23 protein-coding genes are annotated in these 24,036 nt (G+C 71.6%); 8 read left to right on the top strand and 15 right to left on the bottom strand.

Annotated elements, in window-relative coordinates; translation table 11 throughout:
* Window positions 1-103 precede the first annotated feature (103 nt).
* Complete coding sequence (locus tag ACFYWS_RS27775) at window positions 104-3,244, bottom strand: endo-alpha-N-acetylgalactosaminidase family protein (protein ID WP_389280905.1); 3,141 nt, start codon at window positions 3,242-3,244, stop codon at window positions 104-106.
* Window positions 3,245-3,395: 151 nt separating this feature from the next.
* On the opposite strand from ACFYWS_RS27775, the gene ACFYWS_RS27770 reads away from it, so the two are divergent.
* Complete coding sequence (locus ACFYWS_RS27770; protein ID WP_389280903.1) at window positions 3,396-4,310, top strand: hypothetical protein; 915 nt, start codon at window positions 3,396-3,398, stop codon at window positions 4,308-4,310.
* Window positions 4,311-4,369: 59 nt separating this feature from the next.
* Here ACFYWS_RS27770 and ACFYWS_RS27765 read toward each other — a convergent pair whose 3' ends face one another.
* The gene (locus ACFYWS_RS27765) at window positions 4,370-5,338 is read right to left on the bottom strand and encodes an SDR family oxidoreductase (RefSeq protein ID WP_389280902.1); all 969 of its coding nucleotides are present in this window, start codon (window positions 5,336-5,338) and stop codon (window positions 4,370-4,372) included.
* A 1-nt stretch (window position 5,339) separates the two neighbouring features.
* Window positions 5,340-6,080, bottom strand: coding sequence for an SDR family oxidoreductase (locus ACFYWS_RS27760; protein WP_389280901.1), 741 nt, complete (start codon window positions 6,078-6,080; stop codon window positions 5,340-5,342).
* 131 nt (window positions 6,081-6,211) lie between these two features.
* Here ACFYWS_RS27760 and ACFYWS_RS27755 point away from each other — a divergent pair, with 131 nt between their 5' ends.
* Genes ACFYWS_RS27755 through ACFYWS_RS27735 form a run of 5 tightly spaced genes read left to right on the top strand, consistent with a single transcriptional unit; the run spans window position 6,212 to window position 10,665 of the window.
* Window positions 6,212-6,982 carry an enoyl-CoA hydratase family protein gene (locus ACFYWS_RS27755; RefSeq protein ID WP_389280899.1) on the top strand — a complete coding sequence of 257 codons (771 nt, stop codon included), beginning with the start codon at window positions 6,212-6,214 and terminating at the stop codon, window positions 6,980-6,982.
* Window positions 6,979-7,833, top strand: coding sequence for a CoA transferase subunit A (locus tag ACFYWS_RS27750; protein ID WP_389280898.1), 855 nt, complete (start codon window positions 6,979-6,981; stop codon window positions 7,831-7,833). Before ACFYWS_RS27755 ends, ACFYWS_RS27750 begins: the two co-directional genes overlap by 4 nt.
* The gene (locus ACFYWS_RS27745) at window positions 7,830-8,597 is read left to right on the top strand and encodes a CoA-transferase subunit beta (protein WP_389280896.1); all 768 of its coding nucleotides are present in this window, start codon (window positions 7,830-7,832) and stop codon (window positions 8,595-8,597) included. Before ACFYWS_RS27750 ends, ACFYWS_RS27745 begins: the two co-directional genes overlap by 4 nt.
* Window positions 8,594-9,688 carry an NAD(P)H-dependent flavin oxidoreductase gene (locus ACFYWS_RS27740; RefSeq protein ID WP_389280893.1) on the top strand — a complete coding sequence of 365 codons (1,095 nt, stop codon included), beginning with the start codon at window positions 8,594-8,596 and terminating at the stop codon, window positions 9,686-9,688. Before ACFYWS_RS27745 ends, ACFYWS_RS27740 begins: the two co-directional genes overlap by 4 nt.
* A gap of 41 nt (window positions 9,689-9,729) precedes the next feature.
* Window positions 9,730-10,665 carry a tyrosine-protein phosphatase gene (locus tag ACFYWS_RS27735; RefSeq protein WP_389280890.1) on the top strand — a complete coding sequence of 312 codons (936 nt, stop codon included), beginning with the start codon at window positions 9,730-9,732 and terminating at the stop codon, window positions 10,663-10,665.
* A gap of 276 nt (window positions 10,666-10,941) precedes the next feature.
* On the opposite strand, the gene ACFYWS_RS27730 is transcribed toward ACFYWS_RS27735, so the two are convergent.
* The 6 genes from ACFYWS_RS27730 to hsaA form a co-directional block, all read right to left on the bottom strand.
* Window positions 10,942-12,510 carry a DEAD/DEAH box helicase gene (locus ACFYWS_RS27730; RefSeq protein WP_389280889.1) on the bottom strand — a complete coding sequence of 523 codons (1,569 nt, stop codon included), beginning with the start codon at window positions 12,508-12,510 and terminating at the stop codon, window positions 10,942-10,944.
* 131 nt (window positions 12,511-12,641) lie between these two features.
* The gene (locus tag ACFYWS_RS27725) at window positions 12,642-12,845 is read right to left on the bottom strand and encodes a cold-shock protein (protein WP_266720703.1); all 204 of its coding nucleotides are present in this window, start codon (window positions 12,843-12,845) and stop codon (window positions 12,642-12,644) included.
* 173 nt (window positions 12,846-13,018) lie between these two features.
* Window positions 13,019-13,609 (bottom strand): TetR/AcrR family transcriptional regulator, encoded by a 591-nt coding sequence (locus ACFYWS_RS27720; protein WP_389281062.1) that lies wholly within the window; start codon window positions 13,607-13,609, stop codon window positions 13,019-13,021.
* Between the two features lie 76 nt (window positions 13,610-13,685).
* Complete coding sequence (locus ACFYWS_RS27715; RefSeq protein WP_389280887.1) at window positions 13,686-14,246, bottom strand: flavin reductase family protein; 561 nt, start codon at window positions 14,244-14,246, stop codon at window positions 13,686-13,688.
* Window positions 14,234-15,148 carry a VOC family protein gene (locus ACFYWS_RS27710; protein ID WP_389280886.1) on the bottom strand — a complete coding sequence of 305 codons (915 nt, stop codon included), beginning with the start codon at window positions 15,146-15,148 and terminating at the stop codon, window positions 14,234-14,236. The genes ACFYWS_RS27715 and ACFYWS_RS27710 overlap by 13 nt, the downstream gene beginning before the upstream one ends.
* A gap of 74 nt (window positions 15,149-15,222) precedes the next feature.
* On the bottom strand, window positions 15,223-16,416 hold the full coding sequence (gene hsaA, locus ACFYWS_RS27705; protein ID WP_389280885.1) for a 3-hydroxy-9,10-secoandrosta-1,3,5(10)-triene-9,17-dione monooxygenase oxygenase subunit: 1,194 nt from the start codon (window positions 16,414-16,416) through the stop codon (window positions 15,223-15,225).
* A 214-nt stretch (window positions 16,417-16,630) separates the two neighbouring features.
* On the opposite strand from hsaA, the gene ACFYWS_RS27700 reads away from it, so the two are divergent.
* Complete coding sequence (locus tag ACFYWS_RS27700) at window positions 16,631-17,521, top strand: IclR family transcriptional regulator (RefSeq protein WP_389280884.1); 891 nt, start codon at window positions 16,631-16,633, stop codon at window positions 17,519-17,521.
* Between the two features lie 13 nt (window positions 17,522-17,534).
* Here the strand turns inward: ACFYWS_RS27700 and ACFYWS_RS27695 are convergent, their stop codons facing one another.
* From ACFYWS_RS27695 to ACFYWS_RS27680, 4 genes are read right to left on the bottom strand one after another with little or no spacing between them, the layout of a single operon-like run.
* Complete coding sequence (locus ACFYWS_RS27695; protein WP_389280882.1) at window positions 17,535-18,398, bottom strand: SDR family oxidoreductase; 864 nt, start codon at window positions 18,396-18,398, stop codon at window positions 17,535-17,537.
* The gene (locus tag ACFYWS_RS27690; RefSeq protein WP_389280880.1) at window positions 18,385-18,588 is read right to left on the bottom strand and encodes a hypothetical protein; all 204 of its coding nucleotides are present in this window, start codon (window positions 18,586-18,588) and stop codon (window positions 18,385-18,387) included. The genes ACFYWS_RS27695 and ACFYWS_RS27690 overlap by 14 nt, the downstream gene beginning before the upstream one ends.
* Complete coding sequence (locus ACFYWS_RS27685) at window positions 18,585-19,763, bottom strand: Rieske 2Fe-2S domain-containing protein (RefSeq protein ID WP_389280877.1); 1,179 nt, start codon at window positions 19,761-19,763, stop codon at window positions 18,585-18,587. Before ACFYWS_RS27685 ends, ACFYWS_RS27690 begins: the two co-directional genes overlap by 4 nt.
* A gap of 8 nt (window positions 19,764-19,771) precedes the next feature.
* Window positions 19,772-20,557: a 2-keto-4-pentenoate hydratase gene (locus tag ACFYWS_RS27680; RefSeq protein WP_389280876.1), complete on the bottom strand. Its 786-nt coding sequence runs from the start codon at window positions 20,555-20,557 to the stop codon at window positions 19,772-19,774.
* Between the two features lie 169 nt (window positions 20,558-20,726).
* Here ACFYWS_RS27680 and ACFYWS_RS27675 point away from each other — a divergent pair, with 169 nt between their 5' ends.
* Window positions 20,727-22,328 carry a flavin-containing monooxygenase gene (locus ACFYWS_RS27675; protein ID WP_389280874.1) on the top strand — a complete coding sequence of 534 codons (1,602 nt, stop codon included), beginning with the start codon at window positions 20,727-20,729 and terminating at the stop codon, window positions 22,326-22,328.
* Here the strand turns inward: ACFYWS_RS27675 and ACFYWS_RS27670 are convergent.
* Both ACFYWS_RS27670 and ACFYWS_RS27665 read right to left on the bottom strand, forming a co-directional pair.
* The gene (locus ACFYWS_RS27670; RefSeq protein WP_389280872.1) at window positions 22,318-23,250 is read right to left on the bottom strand and encodes an alpha/beta hydrolase; all 933 of its coding nucleotides are present in this window, start codon (window positions 23,248-23,250) and stop codon (window positions 22,318-22,320) included. The two genes, ACFYWS_RS27675 and ACFYWS_RS27670, sit on opposite strands and share 11 nt — an antisense overlap.
* Entirely contained in the window at window positions 23,247-24,035 is a 789-nt protein-coding gene (locus ACFYWS_RS27665) for an SDR family NAD(P)-dependent oxidoreductase (protein ID WP_389280870.1), read from the bottom strand. Before ACFYWS_RS27665 ends, ACFYWS_RS27670 begins: the two co-directional genes overlap by 4 nt.
* Between the last annotated feature and the right edge of the window lies 1 nt (window position 24,036).

Below are 24,036 nucleotides of genomic sequence, written 5' to 3'. Positions count from 1 at the left end.
GCCGGATCAGGGAGCGGGGAATGGGGTCTCCCCTGCTCGACCGACGACAACGCCGCGAGCGTGCGTGCCAGACCCCGCGAGCCCGGCCTGATCCAAACAGGCCCTAGGCGATCTCGGTGATCTCGAAGGCGTCCAGGGTGAACTCGGCGGTGCCGTCCTCGCCCGTCTTGCGCAGCCCCACCCAGGCCTCCCCCGTGTCCGGGGCGGTGAACTCGTAGGTGAGTGTGGTGGGTTCGGTGGCGACGGGCAGTTCCTTACGTGTCAGTTCCTTGGTCTGCGGGCTGTCGGTCGCGGTGATCCAGGCGTACTGGCCGGCCTTCTCGTTCTCGTAGCGGAAGGAGACCTTGTAGCGCTTGCGGGGCTCGAAGCGGGCCGTGTGCGGGACGGTGCGGTAGACGAGGCCGGTGTTCTCGCCGCGTGACTTGAGGGACTGGGTGCCGTCGACGACGTCGTCGATCGCCTTGCCGTTCCAGCCGCGCTGGGTGTACGGCGCGTGGCGCTGGGCGATGTGGGTGCGGGGGTCGGTGGAGCCTCCCGCGTCGCCCTTGACGAAGGGGCCCCAGCCCTGGGGGACATGTTCGAAGTCCTCGTGGGCCACGGTTCCGGCAGGCAGGTTCGGTGCGGGCGCCTTCACGACGCGTACGTTGTCGAAGCGGATCCGCGCCGCTCCGGCCGCGGCGCGCAGGGCGAGGGTGACGGGGCCGCCGCCGTCCGGGACGGTGAAGTACGTGGTCATCCGCTGGAAGCGGGTGCCGTGCTTGCGGTCGGCGGCCACGTAGTTGCCTGCGGTGGAGGTGTCGGTGCGGTTCGTGGCGGCCACTCCGTCGAGGGTGCGTACCTCCAGGGTGGCCGTGCGGCGCTCCCCCGCCTTGGCGCCGACCTCGACCTGTACGGACGCGGCGTAGCTGCCGGGGGCGAGCCTGCTCAGGCGCTGGGAGACGGTGGCGGCGGCGCCGGGGGCGATGACGAGTTCGTGGTCGCCGAGTTCGCTGCGTTCGACGGAGGCGGGTCCTGTGACCGTCCAGCCCTTCAGGGAGCCGGAGTTGAAGCCGGGGTCGTGCAGTGGGGTGCCCTGGCCCCAGGCGGGGTCGCGGTCGAGGTCGGTGCGGGTCCGGTAGAGGACGTAGGGCCGGTCGGCGTCGGCCTTCAGGGTCACCTTGCCGCCGGACACGGCGACGTACGAGTCGAAGACGCGGCCCTGGTCGGTGAGCCGGTACAGGGCCACCTTGCTTCTGCTCTCCCACGCGCGCGGGAGTCGCCAACTGGTGGTGCCGCCCTGCGGGTTGTAGTGGTACAGCTTCGCCGGGTCGGTGGCCTTGCGTGGTTCCCAGGGCAGCAGGTAGGTGCCGGCGTCGTAGACGAGGCGGCCGTCGGTGGTGATGCGGCGGGCGCCGGAGGCGTCGGTGACGCTCGTTCTTGTGGCGCCGAGGAAGGTGATCTCGTGCTCGCCCCAGCTTTTGACGGGCTGTGCCTGGAGGTACTTGGCGGGCAGCGAGTGGGTCCAGATGAGGCGGTAGAAGGAGGTCCAGTCGGTCTTGCCGACCCAGCCTTCGAAGTTGCCCATGCGGGCGACGCCGAGGAGGGTGGGCCACTTGTCGGCGAAGACGTCCTTCTGGTGGTGGCGGATGAAGCGGATCAGTTTCGAGTTGATGCCGCGGGAGGTGTCGGGGCCGTAGTCGGTCTCGGTGGCCCAGTGGGACCACAGGGCGGAGCGTTCGAAGCCGTGGCCCCATTCGGAGGTGATGTTCCAGCCCTGGTCGCGGAAGGTGCGCTGGAGGCGGTCGGAGGTCCAGCCGGACTCGCGGAACACGTCGATGTAGAGGGTGTTGAGGCCGTCGTCGGTGTCGCGGCGCAGGTCGGCGAAGCGCTTGATGATGTCGCCGGAGACGAGGTCGCGGCGCTGGTCGATGCGGTAGCTCTGGTCGAGCCAGTCCCACTGTTCGTTGCTCTTGTCGACGAGTGTCTCGGAGAAGGCGTTGGCGACGGGGTAGGACTCGGTGGCGTTGACGTGGACGCTGAAGTCGCTGTTCCACTTCTTGCCTTCGCGGACCAGGGTGTTGAGGTCGTCGAGGCCACCCGCGCGCGTGTTGTAGTTCCCGGCGTAGTCGGGGTGCGCGGAGTCGTGGCCCTCGGACTGGTAGCCCTTGAGGAGGGTGTACTGGCGCAGGCCGTCGGTGGCCAGGTGGATCCGTTTGACGTTGTCGAGGGTCGCGAGGAACGGGTTGGTGGCCTGTGAGGCGAAGTTGAACGGGATGTGCGGGACGACGCGCAGGTGCTGTTCGTCGGCGCCGCGCGGGTTGTGGGCGATGTCGCGGAAGGCGATGGCGGCGTCCTGCCAGTCGACCTTGCCGTCGCCGTTGCGGTCGCCGGTGACGACGACCGTCGCGTACGGGAGGGGTTCGGTGGCGTCGACGGGGGCGGTGGCGGCGCGGTGTGTCCACTGGCCGGGGGCGAGGCGGGCGGCGGTGTGGCCTTCGCGGCGCACGGTCTCGCGCCACAGGCGGCCGTTCTCCCAGGTGGTTCCGGCGGCGCCGTCGGGTTTGTCGTAGCTGGTGTTGGTCTCGATCGCGCCGCCGAGCCGGTCGTGGGCGACGACGGCGTAGGCGCATCCGGTGGGCGCCTGGGCGGGGCTTTCGCTGGTCGGGGTGACGAGGGTGTCGCCGCTCTTGGCCTTGTCGATCTGCACGGTGGCGGCCAGCAGGGCGGCGCCGGGCTGGTCGCTGCGGGCGGACAGCAGGGCGAGGCCGGGGATCTGGAGGGTGCCGACGCGCAGCTGTGCCGTGTCGTTGATGTTCGTGACGCGCCAGTCGACCTGGTGGCCTTCGACGGCGATACGGATGTCGATGGTGGTGCCGCCGGTGAGGGTGAGGCGGTAGTCGGCGCGGTCGGCGGCGGGTGTGCACGTCACCTTCGGGGTGTGCTCTGCGCCGTCGACCAGGAGCGTGGTGACCGGGTCGGGCTGTGCGTGCAGGACGGCGCCGGTGGCGCGGTCGGTGTAGGAGACGACGAGGGGGAAGGCGGTACTGACGCGGACGTCGAGGCCCCGGGAGCGGATGACGGCGATGCCTGCGGCGGCGGTCGCGGCGCGGGCCGTTCCGGTCAGGCCGAGGCCGAGCGCGGCGCCTGCTCCGCCGACCGCGCCGGCGGCGACGAGGGCTCTGCGGCTGGGTCCCGGCGCCGCCGTCTCCCGGCCCTCCGAGCTCTCCGGGTTCTCCGACGGCTGGCCTTGGGGCTGCTCGGGCACGGCGCACTCCTTCTCACGGCGGCTTGGCGTGTCGATCACGATGCGCCGGGCGGGCGGCGGAGCCCATGGACAAAGGGGCGGCAGGTCTTGGATTAATGGCCGTACTCTGGAGGCGCCGGGTACCGGCCCGGCGGACCCAGGGGGTGCGCGCGTGGCGGACGGCGGACCGGTGGTGCACGGCTATCCGCATCTGGAGACGGTGCGGTCGGCGATCACCGCGCTCTACAGGCGGCTTTCCTACGACACGGTGCAGACGTTCTCGTCGAGTGTCGCCCCGGCCGACGTGGCGTTCAGTGACGTCGACGATCTGTATCTGGGTGTGCAGCGGGTGGCGCGTGAGCTGGTGCGGCACTATCGGCTCCCCGACGCGCGGATGATCGTGAGTTTCCGGGAGATGCGGCATGCGGCGAGCGTGGAACTGGCGGCGGGGCCCGAGTACTTCATCGAGTTGAACGACCGGTTCCGTACGCATCGCCGGGACATCGGCGCGGCGCTCGCGCACGAGATCATGCATGTCTATCTGCACCGTCTTGATCTGTCGCTGCCGGGGACGCGGGACAACGAGATCCTGACCGATACGGCGGCTACGTATCTGGGGGCGGGCTGGCTGTTGCTGGACGCCTATCGGGAGGACGCGGCGTCTTCGCAGAAGCTGGGCTATCTGTCGCCGGAGGAGTTCGGGTACGTGCTCGCGAAGCGGTCCCTCGTCTTCGGTGAGGGACCGGAGACGTGGTTCACGAGTCCGCAGGCGTACTCGGCGTACGAGAGGGGCCTTGAGCAGGCGCGGCGTGACGAGCGGCAGCCGCCGCTGACCGCGGCGGGCTGGGCGGGGCGGCGGCGTTATGCGAAGGACCGCCGGTACGCGCAGGACCACGGGCCGCGCGGGCTCGATCCGGCGGGCCCTTACGCGTTCTCCACCGCGGTGGACGGGGCGTCGGGGCGCAGTGGCGGGCTGCGGGTGGCGTTCGCGTGCCCGACGTGTCATCAGCGGATCCGGGTGCCGGTGCGGGGCCGGGTGCGGGCGCGGTGCGGGTTGTGCCGGACGGTGTGGGAGTGCGACACGTAGACCTGCGGTGGGTTGGGGCGGACTCTCCCCCGCTGAGCCCGCCCTCCCCCGCGCGGGCGTCACGACGCCCCGTACACACCCCCCGGCGCCGCCGCGCGCGCCAGCAGTTCACGGGCCGCGTCGCCCGCTCCCGTCGGCGTCCAGCGTTCCTCCTTGTCGACGGTCGGGCCGGGCCGCCAGCCCTCCATCACGGTGATCCGGCCCGCCTCCACCTCGAAGACCCGGCCGGTCACCCCGTCCGCCGCGGCCCCCGAGCCGAGCCAGACGACCAGCGGTGACACGTTCTCCGGCGCCATCGCGTCGAAGGCGTCGGCGCCGGGCGCCGCCATGGTCTCGGCGAACGTCGCCTCGGTCATCCGGGTGCGGGCGGCCGGTGCTATCGCGTTGACCTGCACGCCGTAGCGCCCCATTTCGGCGGCCGCGACCAGGGTCAGGCCGAGGATGCCGGCCTTCGCCGCGCTGTAGTTTCCCTGCCCGACGGACCCCAACAGGCCTGCTCCGGAAGACGTGTTGACGACGCGGGCCGCCGGTGTGCGGCCCGCCTTCGACTCGGCCCGCCAGTACGCGGCGGCGTGCTTGAGCGGCAGGAAGTGGCCCTTGAGGTGGACCCGCATCACGGCGTCCCAGTCGTCCTCGTCGAGGTTGACGAGCATCCGGTCGCGCAGGAACCCGGCGTTGTTCACCAGTGTGTCGAGGCGTCCGAAGGTGTCGACGGCCGCCGCGACGAGCGAGGCGGCGCCTTCGGAGGTCGCTATGTCGCCGCCGTGCGCCACCGCGTCGCCGCCCGACGCCCTTATTTCCTGGACCACTTGGGCTGCCGGGCTGTCCGGGGCGGGGGCGCCGTCCAGGCCCACCCCCAGGTCGTTCACGACGACCTTCGCGCCCTCGGCCGCGTACGCGAGGGCGTGAGCGCGCCCGAGTCCGCGCCCCGCTCCGGTGACGGCGACCACGCGTCCCGCGCACAGGCCTCCGCCGCCACCGACTCCACCGACTCCACCGTTTTCGCCGATCGGCTTCACATCCGTCATCTCATGCCTCCTTGTTGGCAGTTGCCGCGTCCAGGAACGCGGGGAGCTCGCCGCCGCCGTGCATCAGCAGGCTCGACCCGGTGATGTACGAGGCGGCGTCCGATGCCAGGAACACCGCGGCGTCGCCGACCTCGCGCGGCTCGGCCAGGCGCCCCATGGGCACGGTCGCGCCCACCGCGGCGATGCCGTCCTCGTCCCCGTAGTGCAGTTCGCTCAGTTCGGTGCGGACCATGCCGAGCACCAGTGTGTTCACCCGGATTCGGGGCGCCCATTCCACGGCCATGGACCGCGCGAGGTGCTCCAGGCCCGCCTTCGCCGCCCCGTACACCGCGCTGCCCGGCGAGGGGCGGCTGCCGCTGACGCTGCCGATCATCACGATCGAGCCGCGCGCGGCGGCGAGCTTCTCGCGAGCGGCCAGGGACGCGGTCAGCGCCGCCGTGAGGTTCAGTTCGAGCACGCGCGCGTGCCGGACAGCGTCCGCCTCCGCGAGCGGGCGGTAGGGCGTGCCCCCCGCGTTGTTCACCAGTACGTCCACCCGGTCGAGACCGGTGAACAGCTCCTCCACGGCCGACGCGTCCCGCAGGTCGACCGGTATGAACTCACAGCCGTCCATGGGAACTTCGGGCGGCCTGCGGGCACAGGTGATCACCCGCGCCCCGGCTCGCGCGAAGGCGCCCGCGATCCCCGCGCCCACCCCTCTCGTGCCGCCCGTGACGACGACGACCCGACCGCTCAGATCCATGCCGGACCCCTTCCCGACCCTTTCGGGTCCACTTGCGCTGTCCGCTGCCCGACCCATTCCGCTCCCCCTCGCCGCCTGCTACCGTCATCGACGTACCAAACAAACGTTAGGTGGAAAGGTAGCTGAACGCCATGGGTGTCTCCACCTCCTCACCCGAAAAGGGCATCGCCGTCGTCACGGTCGACTTCCCTCCCGTCAACGCGCTGCCGGTGCGGGGCTGGTACGACCTGGCGGACGCCGTGCGCGCCGCGGGCCGCGATCCCGATGTGCGCTGCGTCGTGCTGACCGCGGCCGAGTCCTCCCGTGGGTTCAACGCGGGGGTGGACATCAAGGAGATGCAGCGCGAGACGGCCGCGGCGGGCGGCGGCCACAGCGCCCTGATCGGCGCCAACCGAGGCTGCTACGAGGCGTTCTCGGCCGTGTACCAGTGCGAGGTCCCGGTGGTCGCGGCGGTCGCCGGGTTCTGCCTGGGCGGCGGCATCGGACTCGTGGGGAACGCGGACGCGATCGTGGCGAGCGACGACGCGACGTTCGGCCTGCCCGAGCTGGACCGCGGCGCGCTCGGCGCGGCCACACACCTGGCCCGCCTCGTCCCGCAGCACCTGATGCGCGCGCTGTTCTACACGTCCCGTACGGCGACGGCCGCCGAACTGCAGGCGCACGGCTCGGTGTGGCGGGTCGTGCCGAGGGAGCAGCTGCGCGAGGCGGCCCTGGAGCTGGCCCGCGACATCGCCCGCAAGGACGGCTACCTGATCCGCCTCGCCAAGTCCGCGCTCAACGGGATCGACCCCGTCGACGTGCACCACAGCTACCGCTTCGAGCAGGGCTTCACCTTCGAGGCGAATCTGAGCGGGGTCGCCGACCGGGTCCGCGACACCTTCGGACAGGAGACCGAGCGATGACCACTGGGGACAAGACCATGACGCCCGACGACGTGGTCGGGCGGCTGCGCAGCGGCATGACGATCGGCATCGGCGGCTGGGGCTCGCGCCGCAAACCCATGGCGCTGGTGCGGGCGTTGCTGCGCAGCGATGTCACGGACCTGACCGTCGTCTCCTACGGCGGCCCGGATGTCGGGCTGCTCGCGGCGGCCGGGAAGATCCGCAAGCTGGTCGCGGCGTTCGCGACGCTCGACTCCATCCCGCTCGAACCGAACTTCAGGGCGGCGCGCCAGCAGGGCGCGTTCGAGCTGATGGAGGTCGACGAGGCGATGTTCATGTGGGGGCTGCACGCGGCGGCGAACCGGCTGCCGTTCCTGCCCGTGCGGGCCGGGATCGGCTCGGACGTCATGCGTGTCAACCCGGGCCTGCGGACGGTGACTTCGCCGTACGAGGACGGGGAGACGTTCGTGGCGATGCCGGCGCTGCGCCTGGACGCGGCCCTGGTGCACGTGAACCGGGCGGACCGTGCGGGCAACGGCCAGTACCTGGGCCCGGACCCGTACTTCGACGACCTGTTCTGCGAGGCGGCGGACAGCGCCTACGTGTCGTGCGAGCAGTTGGTCGACGGTTTCGGGGCGGCCACCGTGCCGCAGACGCTGCTCGTCAAGCGGCATGCGGTGACGGGTGTCGTGGAGACGCCGAACGGGGCGCACTTCACGTCCTGCGTGCCCGACTACGGCCGGGACGAGGCGTTCCAGAAGCTGTACGCGACCACGCCCTGGCCCGAGTTCGCCGAGCGGTTCCTGCCGCCCGGCGGTGACGAGAAGCAGTACCAGTCCGCCGTCCAGGCCTGGCACGAGGAGCAGAAGTGAGCGTCACCACCAGCGTCACCACGACAGATGTGTCCCGCGCCGAGTACTGCGTGATCGCGTGCGCCGAGGCCTGGCGGGACAACGGGGAGGTGCTGGCGAGCCCGATGGGTCTGATCCCGTCCGTGGGGGCGCGCCTGGCCAAGCGCACCTTCTCCCCCGGCCTGCTGCTGACCGACGGCGAGGCGATGGTGGTCGGGCTCGACGGTTCGGCGGAGGGCTGGATCCCGTACCGGCAGCATCTGACGATGGTCACCGGCGGGAAGCGGCACGTGATGATGGGGGCGAGCCAGATCGACCGGTTCGGCAACCAGAACATCTCGTGCATCGGCGACTGGGAGCGGCCCGACCGGCAGCTCCTCGGGGTGCGCGGAGCCCCGGTCAACACGCTGAACAATCCGGTGAGTTACTGGGTCCCCAAGCACAGCCGCCGGGTCTTCGTCGAGAAGGTCGACATGATCAGCGGGGTGGGCTACGACAGCGCGGCCGCGGCGGGCCCGTCGGCGACGCGGTTCCATCGCATCCCGCGCGTGGTGACGAATCTGGCCGTCCTGGACTTCGACACCGACGACCACGCGATGCGGCTGGTCTCCGTACATCCGGGCGTCACGGTGGAGGAGGTCCAGGAGGCGACGGCGTTCACGCTGGTGCTCCCGGAGGGCGGCGAGGTGCCGCCCACGCGGGAGCCCACGGCGGAGGAGCTGCGGCTGATCCGGGAGGTCATCGACCCGAAGGGAACGCGGGACCGGGAGGTCAAGCCGGTATGACGCCTCCTTCCGAACCGGCCCCGGCCTCCGCCGCGTTCACGATCCCGACGCCCCTGACCCGGCTCACCGGCGTGCGCCACCCCATCGTCCAGACCGGCATGGGCTGGGTCGCGGGACCGCGCCTGGTGTCGGCCGCGGCGAACGCGGGGGCGCTCGGCATCCTCGCGTCCGCCACCATGACGCTCGACCAGCTGCGCTCCGCCGTACGTGAGGTGAAGGCGCGCACGGACCAGCCGTTCGGGGTGAACCTGCGGGCCGACGCGGGGGACGCGCGCGAGCGGGTCAAGGTGATCGTCGAGGAAGGCGTGAAGGTCGCCTCGTTCGCGCTGGCGCCCTCGCGCGAGCTGATCGCCGAACTGAAGGACGCGGGCGCCGTCGTGATCCCGTCGATCGGGGCGCGCCGGCACGCCGAGAAGGTCGCTGCGTGGGGTGCCGACGCGGTGATCGTGCAGGGTGGCGAGGGCGGCGGGCACACCGGTGAGGTGGCGACGTCGGTGCTGCTGCCGCAGGTGGTGGACGCCGTCGACATCCCTGTCGTCGGGGCGGGCGGTTTCCGCGACGGCCGTGGCCTGGTCGCGGCGCTCGCCTACGGCGCGGCGGGGGTCGCCATGGGGACGCGATTCCTGCTGACGTCGGACTCGACGGTGCCGGACGCGGTGAAGGCGAAGTACCTGGCGGCGAGCGTCAAGGACGTCACGGTGACGACGGCGGTGGACGGTCTGCCGCACCGCATGCTGCGCTCGGAACTGGTCGACTCGCTGGAGAACGCGGGGCGTACGCGCGCGTTGCTGCACGCCGTGCGTCGCGCCACGGGCTTCAAGAAGCTCTCGGGCCTGAGCTGGCCGCAGATGATGCGGGACGGCCTCGCCATGAAGCACGGCAAGGACCTCACGTGGAGCCAGGTGCTGCTGGCCGCGAACACCCCGATGCTCTTGAAGGCCTCCATGGTGGAGGGCCGCACCGATCTGGGCGTCATGGCCTCCGGCCAGGTGGCTGGCCTCATAGAGGACCTGCCCAGTTGCGCGGAACTCGTCGACCGCGTGATGACCGAGGCCCGTAAGACGCTGGAGTCCCTCCCCACCCCACCCTGACCGGGCACGACAACGGCCCGCATCCACAAGGGAGTTCATGTATGCCGCACACGTACAGAACAGGGCACACGTACACGGCGGGGCTTTCGCGGCGCCGTGCGCTCGGCGCCGCGCTCGGCACGGCCGGGGCGCTCGCCGCGGCTCCCGTCGCCGCGGCGGCGCCGGGGAGGCCGGATGCCACCGGTGGTATCCGGCAGATCCCTCTCAAGGGGGCGGTGAACGTCCGGGACATCGGCGGCTGTCGCGCCCGGGGCCGCGGCCGGGTCCGGTACGGCCTCGTCTACCGGGCGGACGCGCTGAGCGATCTCACCGACGCGGACGTGGCGCGCATATCCGGTCTTCGCCTCGCCGAAGTGGTCGACTTCCGGGTGCCGTTCGAGGTGAAGACGGACGGCGCGGACCGGCTGCCCGCGGGCCTGGCGGTGACCGCGCGGTCGGTCTCGGACGGCGGCCAGTACGAGCAGCTGATGGCCGCGATCGGTTCGAAGGATCCGGCGGTGCAGCAGGAGGCGCTCGGGAACGGCCGGGGGGCTGCCGCGATGCGCACCACGTACCGGATGTTCGTGACCGACGCGGCCAACCGCGCGCGGTTCGCGGAGACGCTCAGGGACGCGGCGCGCGGTGGATCCGGGGCGCTGCTGTACCACTGCACGTCGGGCAAGGACCGTACGGGCTGGATGACGTACGTTCTGCTGCGCGTGCTCGGGGTGGATCAACGGGCCGCGGAGGCCGACTACTTGGCGTCGAACACGATTCGCTCCGCGCATGACGCGCAGGTTCGTGAGGGGTTGCGGCAGGCGGGGCTCATGCAGAACCCGGACCTGCTGATACCTGTCCAGGAGGTGCGGATGGAGTACCTGGGCGCTGCGCTTGGCCAGGTGCGGCGGGACTTCGGCAGTCTGGGCCGGTACGTGGCCGAGGGGCTCGGCGTGGATCGGCGTGTGGTGAGGAGGCTGCGGGCGCGCCTGGTGGAGTGAGGTGTTGCGGCTCCACGGGGCGGAGGTCACGGGGCTCTGCCAGCGGGCGCGCCTGGTGGAGTGAGGTGTTGCGGCTCCACGGGGCGGAGGTCACGGGGCTCTGCCCCGGACCCCGCGCCTCAATCGCCGGCGGGGCTTAATCGCACCGCTCGGACCCGGCGCCTGACTGGTCCTGCCCGGACGCCGGGCCCGAAAAGCCCGCTCGTCCACGGAGCCTGAATACCCCCCCCGGACGCGGAGCCCCGAACCGCCCGCCGTCCGGGCGCCGAGTCTGGGTCAGGCGGCCTGGCGGGGGCCTCGGGGGCCGCCGCGGCCTCGGCGGGGGGCGGGGGTTCCGGAGCCGGCCTGGCCGCCGTTGGCCGAGCCGGAGCGGCGGCGGCCGCCGCCGTTGCCCGAGCCCGTGCGCTGGCCCTCGGTGCCCGCGGCGCGAGCGCCGCCGTTGCCGGTGCCCGAGCCCCCGCGGGAGCGGCGGGAGCGGCGCGGCTTGGTCGTGGCGGCGGGAGCGGCCTGCTCCGGTACGGCGATGGCCACGGCGACACCGGACGGCTCGCGCGCGCCGGTGATCGTCGTCAGCTCCTCGTCCGTGGAGCGGACCTGCGTCGTGCGCGGGCTGATCTTGGCGTCGCGCATCAGGCGCTGCATGTCGCGCTTCTGCTCGGGCAGGACCAGGGTGACCACGCTGCCGGACTCGCCGGCGCGGGCGGTGCGGCCGCCGCGGTGCAGGTAGTCCTTGTGCTCGGTGGGCGGGTCGACGTTGACGACGAGGTCGAGGTCGTCGACGTGGATGCCGCGCGCCGCGACGTTCGTGGCGACGAGCGCGGTGACCCGGCCGTCCTTGAACTGCTCCAGGGTGCGGTTGCGCTGCGGCTGGCTGCGGCCGCCGTGCAGCGGAGCCGCGTACACGCCGCTGGCGAGGAGCCGCTTGGCGAGCCGGTCGGCGGAGCGCTTGGTGTCGACGAAGAGGATGACGCGGCCTTCACGGGCGGCGATGCGCGCGGTGACGGCCTTCTTGTCGGTCTCGTCGAGGAGATGCAGGACGTGGTGTTCCATCGTCGTCACCGCGCCTGCCGACGGGTCGACGGAGTGGACCACGGGGTCGTTGAGGAACTGCTTGACGAGCCGGTCCACGTTCTTGTCGAGCGTCGCGGAGAACAGCATCGTCTGGCCGCCCGCCTCGACCTGCTTCAGGAGCGCGGTGACCTGCGGCATGAAGCCCATGTCGGCCATCTGGTCGGCCTCGTCGAGCACCGTCGTGCGCACCGAGCCGAGCACGCAGTCGCCGCGCTCGATGAGGTCCTTGAGGCGTCCCGGGGTGGCGACGACGACCTCGGCGCCGCGGCGCAGCGCGCCGGCCTGGCGGGAGATCGACATGCCGCCGACGACGGTCGCGATGCGCAGCCGCAGCGCGGTGGCGTACGGGGTGAGGGCGTCGGTGACCTGCTGGGCGAGCTCACGCGTGGGGACGAGGACGAGCGCGAGAGGGGACTTCGGCTCGGCCTTGGCGCCGGTCGTGTGGGTCAGCAGCGGGAGGCCGAAGGCGAGGGTCTTGCCGGAGCCGGTGCGGCCGCGGCCGAGGAGGTCCCGTCCGGCGAGCGAGTTGGGGAGCGTCGCGGCCTGGATGGGGAACGGCTCGGTGACGCCCTGCTCGCCCAGCGTCTTCAGGAGGGCGGCCGGCATGTCGAGTTCGGCGAAGCTGTCCACCGCGGGCAGCGCGGGAGTGGTGTTCTCCGGCATGGTGAACTCGCTCGGCGGCGCCGACTGTGGCCGGCGACGCTGCTCGGGGGCGCGGCGCTGCCCGGCTGCGGGACGGGGACTGCGGCGGGACGGGCGGGCAGAACTGGCCATGCGGCGATGCCTTCCGGGACGGGACAGCAGGAACCGGGGCCCGCACCGTAGCGGTGCGGGCCCCGGCCCGGTGATGCTCGATCCGACCTCACCGGGTCAGCCCGGTGAGGTCGAGTGATCTACGAGCGAGATCAGGCGGGGAGGATGTTCTCCGCCTGCGGGCCCTTCTGGCCCTGCGTGACGTCGAACGTCACCTTCTGGCCCTCCTGGAGCTCACGGAAGCCCGAGGTGGCGATGTTCGAGTAGTGGGCGAAGACGTCGGCGCCGCCGCCGTCCTGCTCGATGAAGCCGAAGCCCTTTTCCGAGTTGAACCACTTAACGATACCGGTGGCCATGTCGTTCTCCTTAAGAACAGGTAGCAGTCCCCATTCCACGAACGCCCACGTGAACGCCGGAAACCGGGAAATTTCCCGGTGAAAACAATAATGCGCCTGAGGAACATTCCCGTCAGGCGCGCATAAAGTCTATGGGTACCAAAACTGCAACGTCATGAATCTTAGCATGCGACTCACCGGACCGCGATCCCGTCCAGGACCATCGACAGATACTGGCGCGCGATCTCCTCGGGACTGTGCCGCCCGCCGGGCCGGTACCAGGACGCGGCGACCCAGACGGTGTCGCGTACGAACCGGTAGGTGAGGCGGATGTCGAGGTCGGCGCGGAAGACCTGGTCGGCGACGCCGCGCTCCAGGGTGGTCAGCCAGGTCTTCTCGAACCTGCGCTGCGACTCGGCGAGGAAGGCGAAGCGTTCCTGGGCGACGAGCTGCTGGGACTCCCGCTGGTAGATGGCGACGGCGGCGCGGTGCCGGTCGATCTCCCGGAAGGACTCGGTGACCAGCGCCTCCAGCGTCTGCCTCGGTCCGAGTTCCTCGTCGAGGACGGTGTCGTAGCCGGTCCACAGCTCGTCGAGGAAGGTCCGCAGGATCTCCTCCAGCATCGATTCCTTGGAGTCGAAGTGATAGTAGAGGCTGCCGGCGAGCATGCCCGCGTGGTCGGCGATCTTGCGGACGGTCGTGGCGTTGTAGCCCTGCTCGGCGAAGACCTCGGCCGCGGTGTGCAGGAGCTCGCCACGCCGCTCGGGCCCGGCGTTCGTCGACAGGGACTTCTTCTTCGCGGGCTTCGCGGACTTCGCGGGCTTCGTTGACTTCGTAGGCACGGGCCCATTGTCCCGGGCGTCACAGCCACTGGGCGAAGTGGTCCACCGTTTCCTGGTCCGTGCCGAAGCGGCCGGTGCCGAAGGCGGAGCGGAAGAAGAGGAGCGGGCGGCCGTCGGCGCGCGGCGTGGCGAGCGTCGTGACGCGGCCGATGACGATGTCGTGGTCGCCACCGTCGACTGTGCGTTCGAGCTCGCATTCCAGGTGGGCGAGGGCGCCGTCGATCAGGACGCTGCCGTGGTCCCGGCCGGTGTGCCAGGCGAGGCCGTCGAACTTGTCGGGGCGGCGGGAGCCGAGGGTGCGGCACAGCGCGCGCTGGTCCTCGGCGAGCACGGAGATCCCGAACCGTCCCGTGGGTGCGATGCGGGCCCAGCTGGTCGACGTACGGGCGACGCAGACGAGGACGAGGGGTGGGTCGAGGGAGAGGGAGGTGAAGGACTGGCAGGCGAGCCCCGCCGGGGCGCGGGACTCGTCGAGGCCTGCGACGACGGTGACGCCGGAGGCGAACCGGGACAGGGTGTCCCGGTACTCCCCCGGGTCGATCCGGCCCGGGACGGCGTCCAGGGTGCTCAGCCGTTCCACTCGTGGCCCCACAGGGAGTCGGCGGTGATCTCTTTGGTCACCCAGGTTCCCGGGTCGACGATCAGGCCGTCCCAGCCGTACTCGACCTGGAAGCCGCCGGGGGCCTGGGCGTAGAAGGACACCATGTGGTCGTTGGAGTGCCGGCCGAGGGAGGAGGCGATCGGGTAGCCGGCCTTCTTCATGCGGTCGAGGCCGTAGCCGACGTCGTTGAGCTGCTCGACCTCGACCATGAAGTGGACGATGCCGGGCGGCAGGGCGCCCGGGTAGAGGCCGAGGCTGTGGTGGCGGCGGTTCGGGGAGAGGAAGTACATGCGGTACGTGTCCTGGCCCGGCTTGCCGGTGGGGACGGCGGCGGGCGGCAGTTGCATGGAGTCGCGGAGCTGGAAGCCGAGGAGGTTCTCGTAGAAGTCGACGGCCTCGTCGATCTCGACGGCGGGCAGGACGACGTGGCCGAGTCCGAGGTCGCCCGTGGACGGCGTGCTCGTACCGGTGACGAAGCGGTTGCCGTAGGGCGTGGCGAGCGGTGTGTGGTCCTGGGCCTGGCCCCAGTAGATCTCCAGGGGGTTGCCCGCGGGGTCGCTGACGTGGATCAGGCCCTGGACGCGGCGGTCGGCGAGGATGGCGGCGTCGGCGTGCTTCACGGCGTGCCCGGCTGCCTCCAACTCGGCGGCGGCGGTTGCCAGTTCGCGGGCGTTCGCGACCTCGAACCCGGCGGCGAGGAGCCGGTCCTGGGTTCCGGCGACGAACTGGAAGCGGTGGATGCGGTCGTCGATACGGACGTTGAGCTGCGTTTCCGTGCTGCCCTGGGCCTCGGTCATGCCGAGGATGTCGAGGACGTAGGTGCGCCAGGCGGCGAGGTCGGCCGTCTCGATGCGCAGGTGGCCGAGTGCGCGGATGTCCATACGGGTTCCTTTGCGGATTCCTCAGTGGGTGAAGACGTCGATGGCGGGCGGTTGAACTGTTCGGCCTTCTCGGGTCAGAGCATCACGTCCTGGATCTCCAGGCCGAGCGCGTCCTGGCCGTAGATGAGCAGGGCGCGCTCCGGGTCGTTGGCGGCGTGGCCGCGGCCTGTGTGGATGTCGCGCCAGGCGCGCTGGACGCCGGCGGGGCCCGCGCCGGTGCGCATCGCGTTGCCGCCCGCGTTCTCCATCAGGAGGTCGACGGCGGCCGCGGCGCGCTCGGTGGCGAGGACCTGGTCGCGGCGGGCGCGGGCGCGCAGCTCGGTCGGCAACGGAGCGCCTGCGCAGGCCAGTTCGTACATCTCGGCGATGTTGCCGCGCAGCTGCCGCCAGGCGGCGTCGATGTCGCTCGCGGCGCGGGCGAGCCGGATCTGCGCGAACGGGTCCTCGGCGACCTTCTGCCCGTAGCTGACGCGGATGCGCTCTCGGGTCGCGGCGACGAAGCCGTTCCAGGCGCCCTGCGCGATGCCGACGATCGGGGTGGAGATGGTGGTGGTGAAGACGCCGGCGTAGGGGAGCTTGTACAGCGGCTCGGGGTTGACCTCGGCGCCGGGCGGGGTGAGTGCGGTGACCGGGCCGAAGGACAGGGCGCGGTGTTCGGGGACGAAGACGTCCTCGACGACGATGTCGTTGGAGCCCGTGCCGCGCAGGCCGACGGTGTCCCACACGTCCTTGATCTCGTACTCCGCGCTCGGCAGCAGGAACGAGCGCATGTCGACGAGGTTGCCCTCGGCGTCGGGCACGAGCGCGCCGAGGATCACCCACGTCGCGTGGTCGCAGCCGGACGAGAAGTGCCAGCGGCCCGAGAGCCGGAAGCCGCCGTCGACGGGGGTGACCTTGCCGGTGGGGGCGTAGGAGGAGGAGATGCGGGTGTCGGCGCGCTCGCCGTTCTCACCCCACACCTCGTCCTGTGCCTTCTTCTCGTAGAGGCCCACGTGCCAGGGGTGGACGCCGACGACGGAGGCGACCCAGCCGGTGGAGCCGCAGGCCTGAGCGATTTCCTTGACGGCGTCGTAGAAGACGGTGGGGTCGGCGGCGTATCCGCCGTAGCGCTTCGGCTGGAGGAGGCGGAAGAAGCCGGTCGCGGTGAGTTCCTTGACGGTGGCCTCGGGGACCTTGCGCAGCTCCTCCGCCTCGGCGGCGCGCTCCGCGATGGCGGGCAGGAGGGCGCGGACCGAGGCGAGGACGTTTGTGGTGGTGGGGTCGGTCATGTCGGCGACGCTAAGCGGCTCCGCCGGGGGTGGACAGGTGAGGTTCCCGGTGAGCGGGAAGGGGGGTTCTTCCTAGGTCGCGGGGCGCTGCCCCGGACCCCGCGGGCTCTCGTACAAGTGCGGGGCTTGATTGTGCAGGGTCTCTTCCCACGTCAACGCGGGCGTGGCAAGGTCCATTCAACGCTGCTGGTGACCATTTCTACGGGGGTGTGCTGTGCTCGAAACGGCCCTGGAGGCAGCTGCTCCGCTGTCTCTCCTGGAGAAGGCGGAGAAGGTTCTCGCGGCCTTCGACGGCGGCCGTGGCCGGCTGTCGCTGACCGAGATCATCCAACGTTCCGGCCTGTCGCGGTCGTCCGCGCACCGCATCCTCGACCAGCTGGTGCAGCTGCGCTGGCTGGACCGGGAGGGCCGTGACTACCGGCTCGGCCTGCGGATGCTGGAGCACGGCGGGCTCGCCGCGCACCACAACCGGCTGATCCGCGCGGCGATCCCGCATCTGGACGCGTTGCACGAGGCCACGGGCAAGCTGGTGCAGCTGTACGTCCTGGACGGTGTGACGGACGTGGTGTGTCTGGAGCGGGCCGGTTCGCTGCCGCAGTCGGTGGGCGACGCGACGGACCGGGCGTACCCGGTGCGGATCGGGGCGCGGCTGCCGGCGCACGCCACGGCCGCGGGCAAGGCGATCCTGGCGTTCGGCGACAAGGACGACATCGAGCGGGTCGTCGCGGCGGGCCTGCGGCCGCGTACGCATCGCACGGTGACGCGGCCCGATGTGTTCTGCTCGGAGCTGTCGAGGGTGCGGACGGCGCAGATCGCGTACGACCGCGGGGAGACGTTCTCGGGGCTCGTGTGCTCGGCGGTGCCGTTGCGCGGCGCGGGCCGGGCGGTGGCCGCCATCTCGCTGGGGTCGCTGGGCGGGCTGCGGCCGTTGGAGCTGGCCGCGCCGCTGCTGCACGGGGCGGCGCGGGCGATCTGGCGGGATCTGAACGGTCCGGGGCGGGCGGCGCGGCACGCTCCCGCCCCGGACGTGACGCCGCACGACGCGGCGGTGGACCGCACGATCCCCAATCTGCTGGGGTGGGTGCGGTCCGACTCCTGGATGTGACGGTTCGGCGGCCCTACGCCTCGGGGTGCCACACCTTCGGCCAGTCCGTTCCGCGCAGTTGGGCGTCGAGGCCGCCGTCGGCGCAGAAGACGGAGCCGACGCAGTACGCGGACTTCGGGGACAGCAGGAACTCCACCAGGTCCGCGATCTCCTCGGGCCGTCCCGCGCGGCCCGCCGGGATCGAGGCGAGGAACTGCCGGATGCCCTCGGCGGTCGTCGGGTCCTCGGCGGCGGCGCGGGTCATGGGGGTGTCGATGTAGCCGGGGGCGACCGCGTTCAGGCGGATGCCGTCGGCCTGGTGGTCGGCGGCGCGGGTGCGGGCGTACCAGGCGAGGGCGGCCTTGGTGGCGGGGTAGGCGCCGATGCCGCCGTCCTGTGCGCCTGCCTCGTCGGCGACGCGGCGGGCTTCCGTCTCGTCGCCGGCGAGGCAGGCCGCGGCGACGTGTTCCGGCCAGTTCGGCTGGGTGGTCGTGGAGTTGGAGGAGGCCAGGACGACGGAGGAGGTTCCGGCGGCGGCGAGCGCCGGGCGCAGACCCTCCAACAGGCGTATCGCGCCGTAGTAGTTGACGGATACGAGCAGGCTTGAGGGGCGGCCCGCGCCGCCCGCGATTCCGGCGAACGGCAGGAGGCCGTCGAGTCTGCCGCCGCTGCGGCGGGTGATCTCGGCGACGGCGTGGGCGCGGCCCTCGGGGACGCCCAGGTCGGCGGTGACGTCGGCGTTCTTGAGGTCGACGCCGATGACGGTGTGGCCCTGTGCGCGCAGGCGTGCGGCGAGTGCGGCACCCATGCCGGAGCCGGCTCCGGTGACGGCGATCGTGGACATGTGCTCCTCCAACTGTCCCCCCGTGATCGGCTCGGCGAGGTCAGCGCTGGTCACGCCGAGTCACCTCCAGCCGCCCCTCGTCGACGGCCCGGTCGATGGACGCGCGCAGCTCCGGGCAGCCCTGCGCGCCGAGGCGCGGGCAGCCCGCCGACGCGGCGCGCGTCCACTGGATCTGCAGGTGGTACGGGCTGTACTTCTCGCACAGCACCTGGCTGCCGCAGGTGCCGCAGCCGACGGGCGTCATGCCCCGCCGCCGGTGATGTACGAGGTGACGCCGCCCGCCTCCACGTTCCGCTCGGCCTCGGCGCGCCAGTTGTCGTTCGCGTGCCGGGTGTCGAGTTCGAACTCGAAGCGGTCCGTCATCGCGTCCTTGACGTCGGCGGCGTCGACGTAGAACTGCTCGTACCAGCGCCTCAGTTGGTAGACCGGGCCGTCCTCCTCGGTGAGGAGCGGGTTGTCGATGCGGGTCTTGTTCTTCCAGATCTCGACGTCCTGCTCGAAGCCGACGGCGAGGCCCTCGCTGGTGACGCGGGCGGCCTCGGCGGCCTCCTCGTCGCTCATGCCGGGCAGTTTCTTGACCATGGCTCCGTACATGAGGACGAACCGGTCCGGGCCCACCGGGTAGTGGCAGTTGATGAGGACGGTCTCCATCTCGACACCCGGCGCGACCTCAGCGTTCAGCCAGTCGATCATGTACGAGGGTCCGAAGTAGGAGGCCTCCGAGCGCAGTCCGCCGGAGGCGGAGAGGGTGCCGAGGTCGACGTCGGGGCGGGGCTCGGACTTCATGTACTGGGTGGCGACGTGGCCCTCGAAGACGTTCTTGAAGAACGTCGGGAACGAGTAGTGCACGTAGTAGAAGTGCGCCATGTCGACGACGTTGTCGACGATCTCGCGGCAGTTGGTGTCGATGGTGACGGAGTTCCACTGCCAGTTGGACCAGAGGGCAGTCTCCTCCAACGGGCCGTGGATTCCGGCGAGTTCGGGGATCTCCTGCTCCGGCCGGGGAGGCTTGCCCTCGGGGTCGTGCCAGACGAAGAGCTGCTTGTTGCGCTCCAGGGCGTGCCAGGTGCGGGTCTTGGCGCGCGGCGGGACGCGGCGGGCGTAGGGGATCTCGCGGCAGCGTCCGTTGCCGCCCCAGCGCCAGTCGTGGAAGGGGCAGGCGAGGGTGTCGCCCTTGACGGTGCCGTGGGCGAGGTTGCCTCCCATGTGCGGGCAGAAGGCGTTCAGGACGTGCAGCTGCCCGTCCTCGGCGCCCTCGAAGACGACGAGGGTGGTGCCGAACGCCGCGACCTCGTGCGGCTTTCCGTCGCGGAAGTCGGCGGCGAGACCGATGCAGTGCCAGCCGCGGGCGAAGCGGGTGGGGGTGGCGCCGGAGTCGATGACGCGTACGTCGACGGGATTGCTGTCTGTGGTCGTCATGGCACGTCCTAGGTGAAGGAGAGGGACACCGGGCCGAGCCCGGTGAAGTCGGCGGTGTACGTGCGGCCCGGCGCGACGTCGACGGCCCGCGTGCACGAGCCGGGCAGGATCAGGTGCCCGGCCTCCAGGCGCACGCCGAACCGGGCGACCGTGCGGGCGAGCCAGGCGACGGACTCCGCGGGGTCGCCGAGGACGGCGTCGCCGCGCCCGGACGCGAGCAACTCGCCGCCGTCGTCGGTCAGTCGCGCCTCGACCGCTTTGAGATCGAGGTCGCCGACGGGGCGTCCCTCACCGATCACGTATCCGGCCGACGAGGCGTTGTCGGCGATGGTGTCGGCGATGGCGATGCGCCAGTCCACGATCCGGGAGTCGATCAACTCCAGTGCCGGGACGACGCGTTCGGTCGCGGCGAGCACGTCGGCGGCGGTGCAGTGCTCGCCGGGCAGCGACGCGCCCAGTACGAAGCCGATCTCGACCTCGACGCGTGGCACGCAGTACCGGCCGACGGGCACGGGGGTCTCCTCGGCCAGCTCCATCGTGGACAGGAGGTGGCCGTAGTCCGGCTCGTCGACGCCCATCATCTGCTGCATGACGGGCGACGACAGGCCGACCTTGTGGCCGTGGACGGTCTCGCCCGCGGCCAGCCGTTCACGGATGCCGATGAGCTGGATCTCGTACGCGTCGACGGTGGTGATGCCGTCGAAGGTCTCGGTCAGCGGCCGGATCGGCGAGCGCGCCGCCTCCGCCGCGGCCAGCGCCTCGGCGGCCTTGCGCCGCTCGTGGTCGGTGAGCATCGGGACCGCTCCTCGCTGTGGGTTGCTCGGATGCGGTGAACGTAGGCGGCGCGCGAAGGCGGCGGCGACGGTGTCTTCCCGGTGAGCGGGAAGCCGTGGCTGACCGGTCGCGGCGGCTCTGCGAGCCTCCCGGCGTGACCGAGTTCCCCCAGACCCCCTAAGGACCCCCATGCCCGAACAGGTGGATGTCGTCATCGTCGGCGCCGGATTCTCCGGCCTCTACGCCGCGTACCGGATGCGTGAACTCGGCTTCAGTGTCGCCGGGTTCGAGCGGGGCGACGACGTCGGCGGGGTCTGGTACTGGAACCGGTATCCGGGCGCCCGCTGCGACGTGGAGTCCGTCGACTACTCGTACTCCTTCGACAGGGACCTGGAGCAGGAGTGGGACTGGTCGGAGAAGTACGCGACGCAGCCGGAGATCCTGCGCTACGTGGAGCATGTGGCGCGGCGGCACGACCTGCGGCGGCACTTCACCTTCGGCACGTCCGTGGTCGGTGCCGAACTGGACGAGGAGCGGCTGCGCTGGACGGTGCGCACGGACGGCGGCCAGGTGGTCGAGGCGCGGTACGTACTGTTCGGCGTCGGCTGTCTGTCCTCCACGCACCTCCCCGAGATCGAGGGCATCGCCGACTTCGCAGGAGCCTCGTACCACACGGGTGAGTGGCCGCACGAAGGCGTGGACTTCACCGGGCTGCGGGTCGGCGTCATCGGCACGGGCTCCTCCGGCATCCAGTCGATCCCCGAGATCGCGGCGCAGGCGGCGCACTTGACGGTGTTTCAGCGCAGCGCCAACTATTCGATCCCGGCGGGGAACAAGCCGCTGAGCGACGCCGACCGCGCCGCGCAGAAGGCGGAGTACGCCGAGCGGCGCCGTCTCGCCCGCCTCTCCGGGGGCGGCTCGCCGCACATGGCGCATCCGCTGAAGACGCTGGACGCCTCGCCCGACGAGCGCCGGACGGCCTTCGAGAAGCGCTGGAAGCTGGGCGGGGTCCTGTACTCGAAGACGTTCCCCGACCAGCTCACGGACCGCGCGGCGAACGACGAGGCGCGCCGGTTCTGGGAGGAGAAGGTCCGCGCGGAGATCGCCGACCCGGCCGTCGCCGAGCAGCTCATCCCCACCGACCATCCCATCGGCACCAAGCGCATCGTCACGGACGACGGCTATTTCGCGACGTACAACCGCGACCATGTGCGCCTGGTGAACCTGCGCGCCAACCCCGTCGAGCGGGTCGAGGCGGCCGGCATCCGCCTCGCGGACGGCACGCTCGTCGAACTCGACGTGATCGTGTACGCGACCGGCTTCGACGCGATGACCGGCTCCGTCGACCGGATCTCCGTCACGGGACGGGGCGGGCGCACACTGAAGGAGGCGTGGGCCGCGGGCCCGCGCACATACCTCGGGCTCGGCGTGGACGGCTTCCCGAACCTCTTCAACCTCGCGGGCCCCGGCTCACCGTCCGTCCTCGCCAACATGATCCTCTGCGGCGAACAGCACACCGACTGGATCGCCGGGCTGCTCGGGCATCTGCGCGAGGGCGGCTACGCGGGTGTGGAGGCGCGCACCGATGCCGTGGACGCGTGGGTGGACGAGTGCCGGGAGCGGGCCGACGGCACGCTGATGACGGCGGCGAACTCCTGGTACCTCGGCGCCAACATCCCTGGTAAACCAAGGGTGTTCATGCCGTTCGTCGGTGGTTTCGGGGTGTACGGCGACATCATCGAGAAGGTCGCGGCGGACGGGTACCAGGGGTTCGACCTGCTCAGCGGGTGAGGTTCGCCAGATGGGCGAAGGCTGCCGCGCGGGCCGCCTTCGCCTCGGGCAGCGCGGCGTCCCCGCCCATCGACATGAAGCCGTGGAACGCTTCGTCGTAGCAGTGGTACCGCGTGGGCACCCCGGCCGCGGCCAGGAGTTCCGCGTACCGCCTGCCCTCGTCGCGCAGCGGGTCGAGCCCGGCGGTGACGACGAACGCGGGCGGCAGACCGTCGAGCCGGTCGGCGGCGAAGGGCGTCGCGCGGGGGTCGCGGGCGTCCTCGGGGCGAGGCAGGTACTGCTGCCAGTACCAGCGCAGATGGTCGGCGGTGACGAAGTACCCGTCGGCGTTCTCCTCGTACGAGGCCGTGGAGCGCTCCGGGTCCAGCATCGGGTAGTACAGGTGCTGGGCGGCGAGCGCGGGCCCGCCGCGCTCGCGGGCGAGCAGCGCGGCGACGGCGGCGAGGTTGCCGCCCGCACTGTCGCCGGCGACGACGAGCGGCCGGCCCGGATGGGTCTTCGCCGCCCACAGCAATGCGGTGTACGCGTCCTCGGGAGCGGCGGGGAAGGGGGCTTCGGGGGCGAGCCGGTAGTCGACGGACACGACCGACGCGCCGCTCGCCGCGGCGAGTTCGCGGCAGAACCCGTCGTGCGAGTCGAGGGAGCACAGCACCATGCCGCCGCCGTGGAAGAAGACGACGACGGGCGCACCCTTGTGCTCGCTCCCGGGGTCGTAGACCCGCACGGGCACGCCGTCGGCGTCCAGGTCGGCCACTTGGTGCAGCGCGGGCAGCCCGGGTGGCGGCGGGGTGGGACGCTCCGCGAAGTACGCCCGTACGGCACGGATATCGGTGAACTCGGTGCCCAGCGCCGGGAAGTTGGCGGTGCAGGCGTCGATGAGTGCCTGCACGTCGGGGCGGGGGCGGCGGCCGGGCGGGGTCATTGGCCGTCCCCCTGTCCCCGGCCGCGCTGAGCGAACACCGGCATCCGCCCGGCCGACGCGCCGCCGTCCGCGGCGACCTCGGCGCCGGTGAGGTAGGAGGCGTCGTCGGAGGCGAGGAACGCGACGAGCCGGGCCACCTCCTCGGGCCTGCCGATGCGGCCGAGCGCGGCGGCCGGGTGCTCGGTGGTGCCGAGGTGGGCGGTCATCGCCGTGTCGATGGCGCCGGGGAAGACGGCGTTGACGCGGATGCCGTCGCCGCCGAGTTCGAGGGCGGCGGTCCGGCTCAGCCCGCGCAGCCCCCACTTCGCGGCGCCGTACGAACCGTGCCCCCAGATGCCCTGGACCCCGGCCTGCGAGGAGATGTTGACGACCGCGCCGCCCCGCTCCCCGGCCCGCATGGCGGGGACGACGGCCTGGATGCCGAGGAAGGGCCCGACGAGGTCGACCTGGAGGATCCGCTCCAACTGGGCCGGGTCCTCGTCGACGATGGGTGACGTCGTGTAGATGGCGGCGTTGTTGACGAGGATGTCGAGTCGGCCGTAGCTGTCGCGGGCGGTCCCGACGGCCGCCGCCCAGGACGCCGCGTCGGTGACGTCGAGCCGCACGAACCGCGCCGCGTCCCCGAGCCCGGCGGCCACCTTCTCCCCTTCATCCACCAGTACGTCCCCGAGCACGGCCCGCGCCCCGCGCGCCACCAGTTCGCGGGCGACGGCCTCGCCCATCCCGCGGGCCGCGCCGGTCACCAGAGCGACCTTCCCGGCCAGTTGCCCCTGCCACTCACTCATC

Origin of the sequence: Streptomyces sp. NPDC002795, from assembly GCF_042888725.1 — a bacterium.
Taxonomy (GTDB): Bacteria; Actinomycetota; Actinomycetes; order Streptomycetales; family Streptomycetaceae; genus Streptomyces.
The sequence above is the reverse complement of the archived record's forward strand: the minus strand, read 5'-3'. Positions and strand labels throughout refer to the sequence as shown.

What these genes read in the sequence shown, in the direction of transcription:
- ACFYWS_RS27765 (WP_389280902.1), bottom strand. Translation starts at nt 5,338, where the DNA reads ATGACGGATGTGAAGCCGATCGGCGAAAACGGTGGAGTCGGTGGAGTC.
- ACFYWS_RS27760 (WP_389280901.1), bottom strand. Translation starts at nt 6,080, where the DNA reads ATGGATCTGAGCGGTCGGGTCGTCGTCGTCACGGGCGGCACGAGAGGG.
- ACFYWS_RS27755 (WP_389280899.1), top strand. Translation starts at nt 6,212, where the DNA reads ATGGGTGTCTCCACCTCCTCACCCGAAAAGGGCATCGCCGTCGTCACG.
- ACFYWS_RS27750 (WP_389280898.1), top strand. Translation starts at nt 6,979, where the DNA reads ATGACCACTGGGGACAAGACCATGACGCCCGACGACGTGGTCGGGCGG.
- ACFYWS_RS27740 (WP_389280893.1), top strand. Translation starts at nt 8,594, where the DNA reads ATGACGCCTCCTTCCGAACCGGCCCCGGCCTCCGCCGCGTTCACGATC.
- ACFYWS_RS27735 (WP_389280890.1), top strand. Translation starts at nt 9,730, where the DNA reads ATGCCGCACACGTACAGAACAGGGCACACGTACACGGCGGGGCTTTCG.
- ACFYWS_RS27730 (WP_389280889.1), bottom strand. Translation starts at nt 12,510, where the DNA reads ATGGCCAGTTCTGCCCGCCCGTCCCGCCGCAGTCCCCGTCCCGCAGCC.
- ACFYWS_RS27725 (WP_266720703.1), bottom strand. Translation starts at nt 12,845, where the DNA reads ATGGCCACCGGTATCGTTAAGTGGTTCAACTCGGAAAAGGGCTTCGGC.
- ACFYWS_RS27710 (WP_389280886.1), bottom strand. Translation starts at nt 15,148, where the DNA reads ATGGACATCCGCGCACTCGGCCACCTGCGCATCGAGACGGCCGACCTC.
- hsaA (WP_389280885.1), bottom strand. Translation starts at nt 16,416, where the DNA reads ATGACCGACCCCACCACCACAAACGTCCTCGCCTCGGTCCGCGCCCTC.
- ACFYWS_RS27690 (WP_389280880.1), bottom strand. Translation starts at nt 18,588, where the DNA reads ATGACGCCCGTCGGCTGCGGCACCTGCGGCAGCCAGGTGCTGTGCGAG.
- ACFYWS_RS27685 (WP_389280877.1), bottom strand. Translation starts at nt 19,763, where the DNA reads ATGACGACCACAGACAGCAATCCCGTCGACGTACGCGTCATCGACTCC.
- ACFYWS_RS27680 (WP_389280876.1), bottom strand. Translation starts at nt 20,557, where the DNA reads ATGCTCACCGACCACGAGCGGCGCAAGGCCGCCGAGGCGCTGGCCGCG.
- ACFYWS_RS27675 (WP_389280874.1), top strand. Translation starts at nt 20,727, where the DNA reads ATGCCCGAACAGGTGGATGTCGTCATCGTCGGCGCCGGATTCTCCGGC.
- ACFYWS_RS27670 (WP_389280872.1), bottom strand. Translation starts at nt 23,250, where the DNA reads ATGACCCCGCCCGGCCGCCGCCCCCGCCCCGACGTGCAGGCACTCATC.
- ACFYWS_RS27665 (WP_389280870.1), bottom strand. Translation starts at nt 24,035, where the DNA reads ATGAGTGAGTGGCAGGGGCAACTGGCCGGGAAGGTCGCTCTGGTGACC.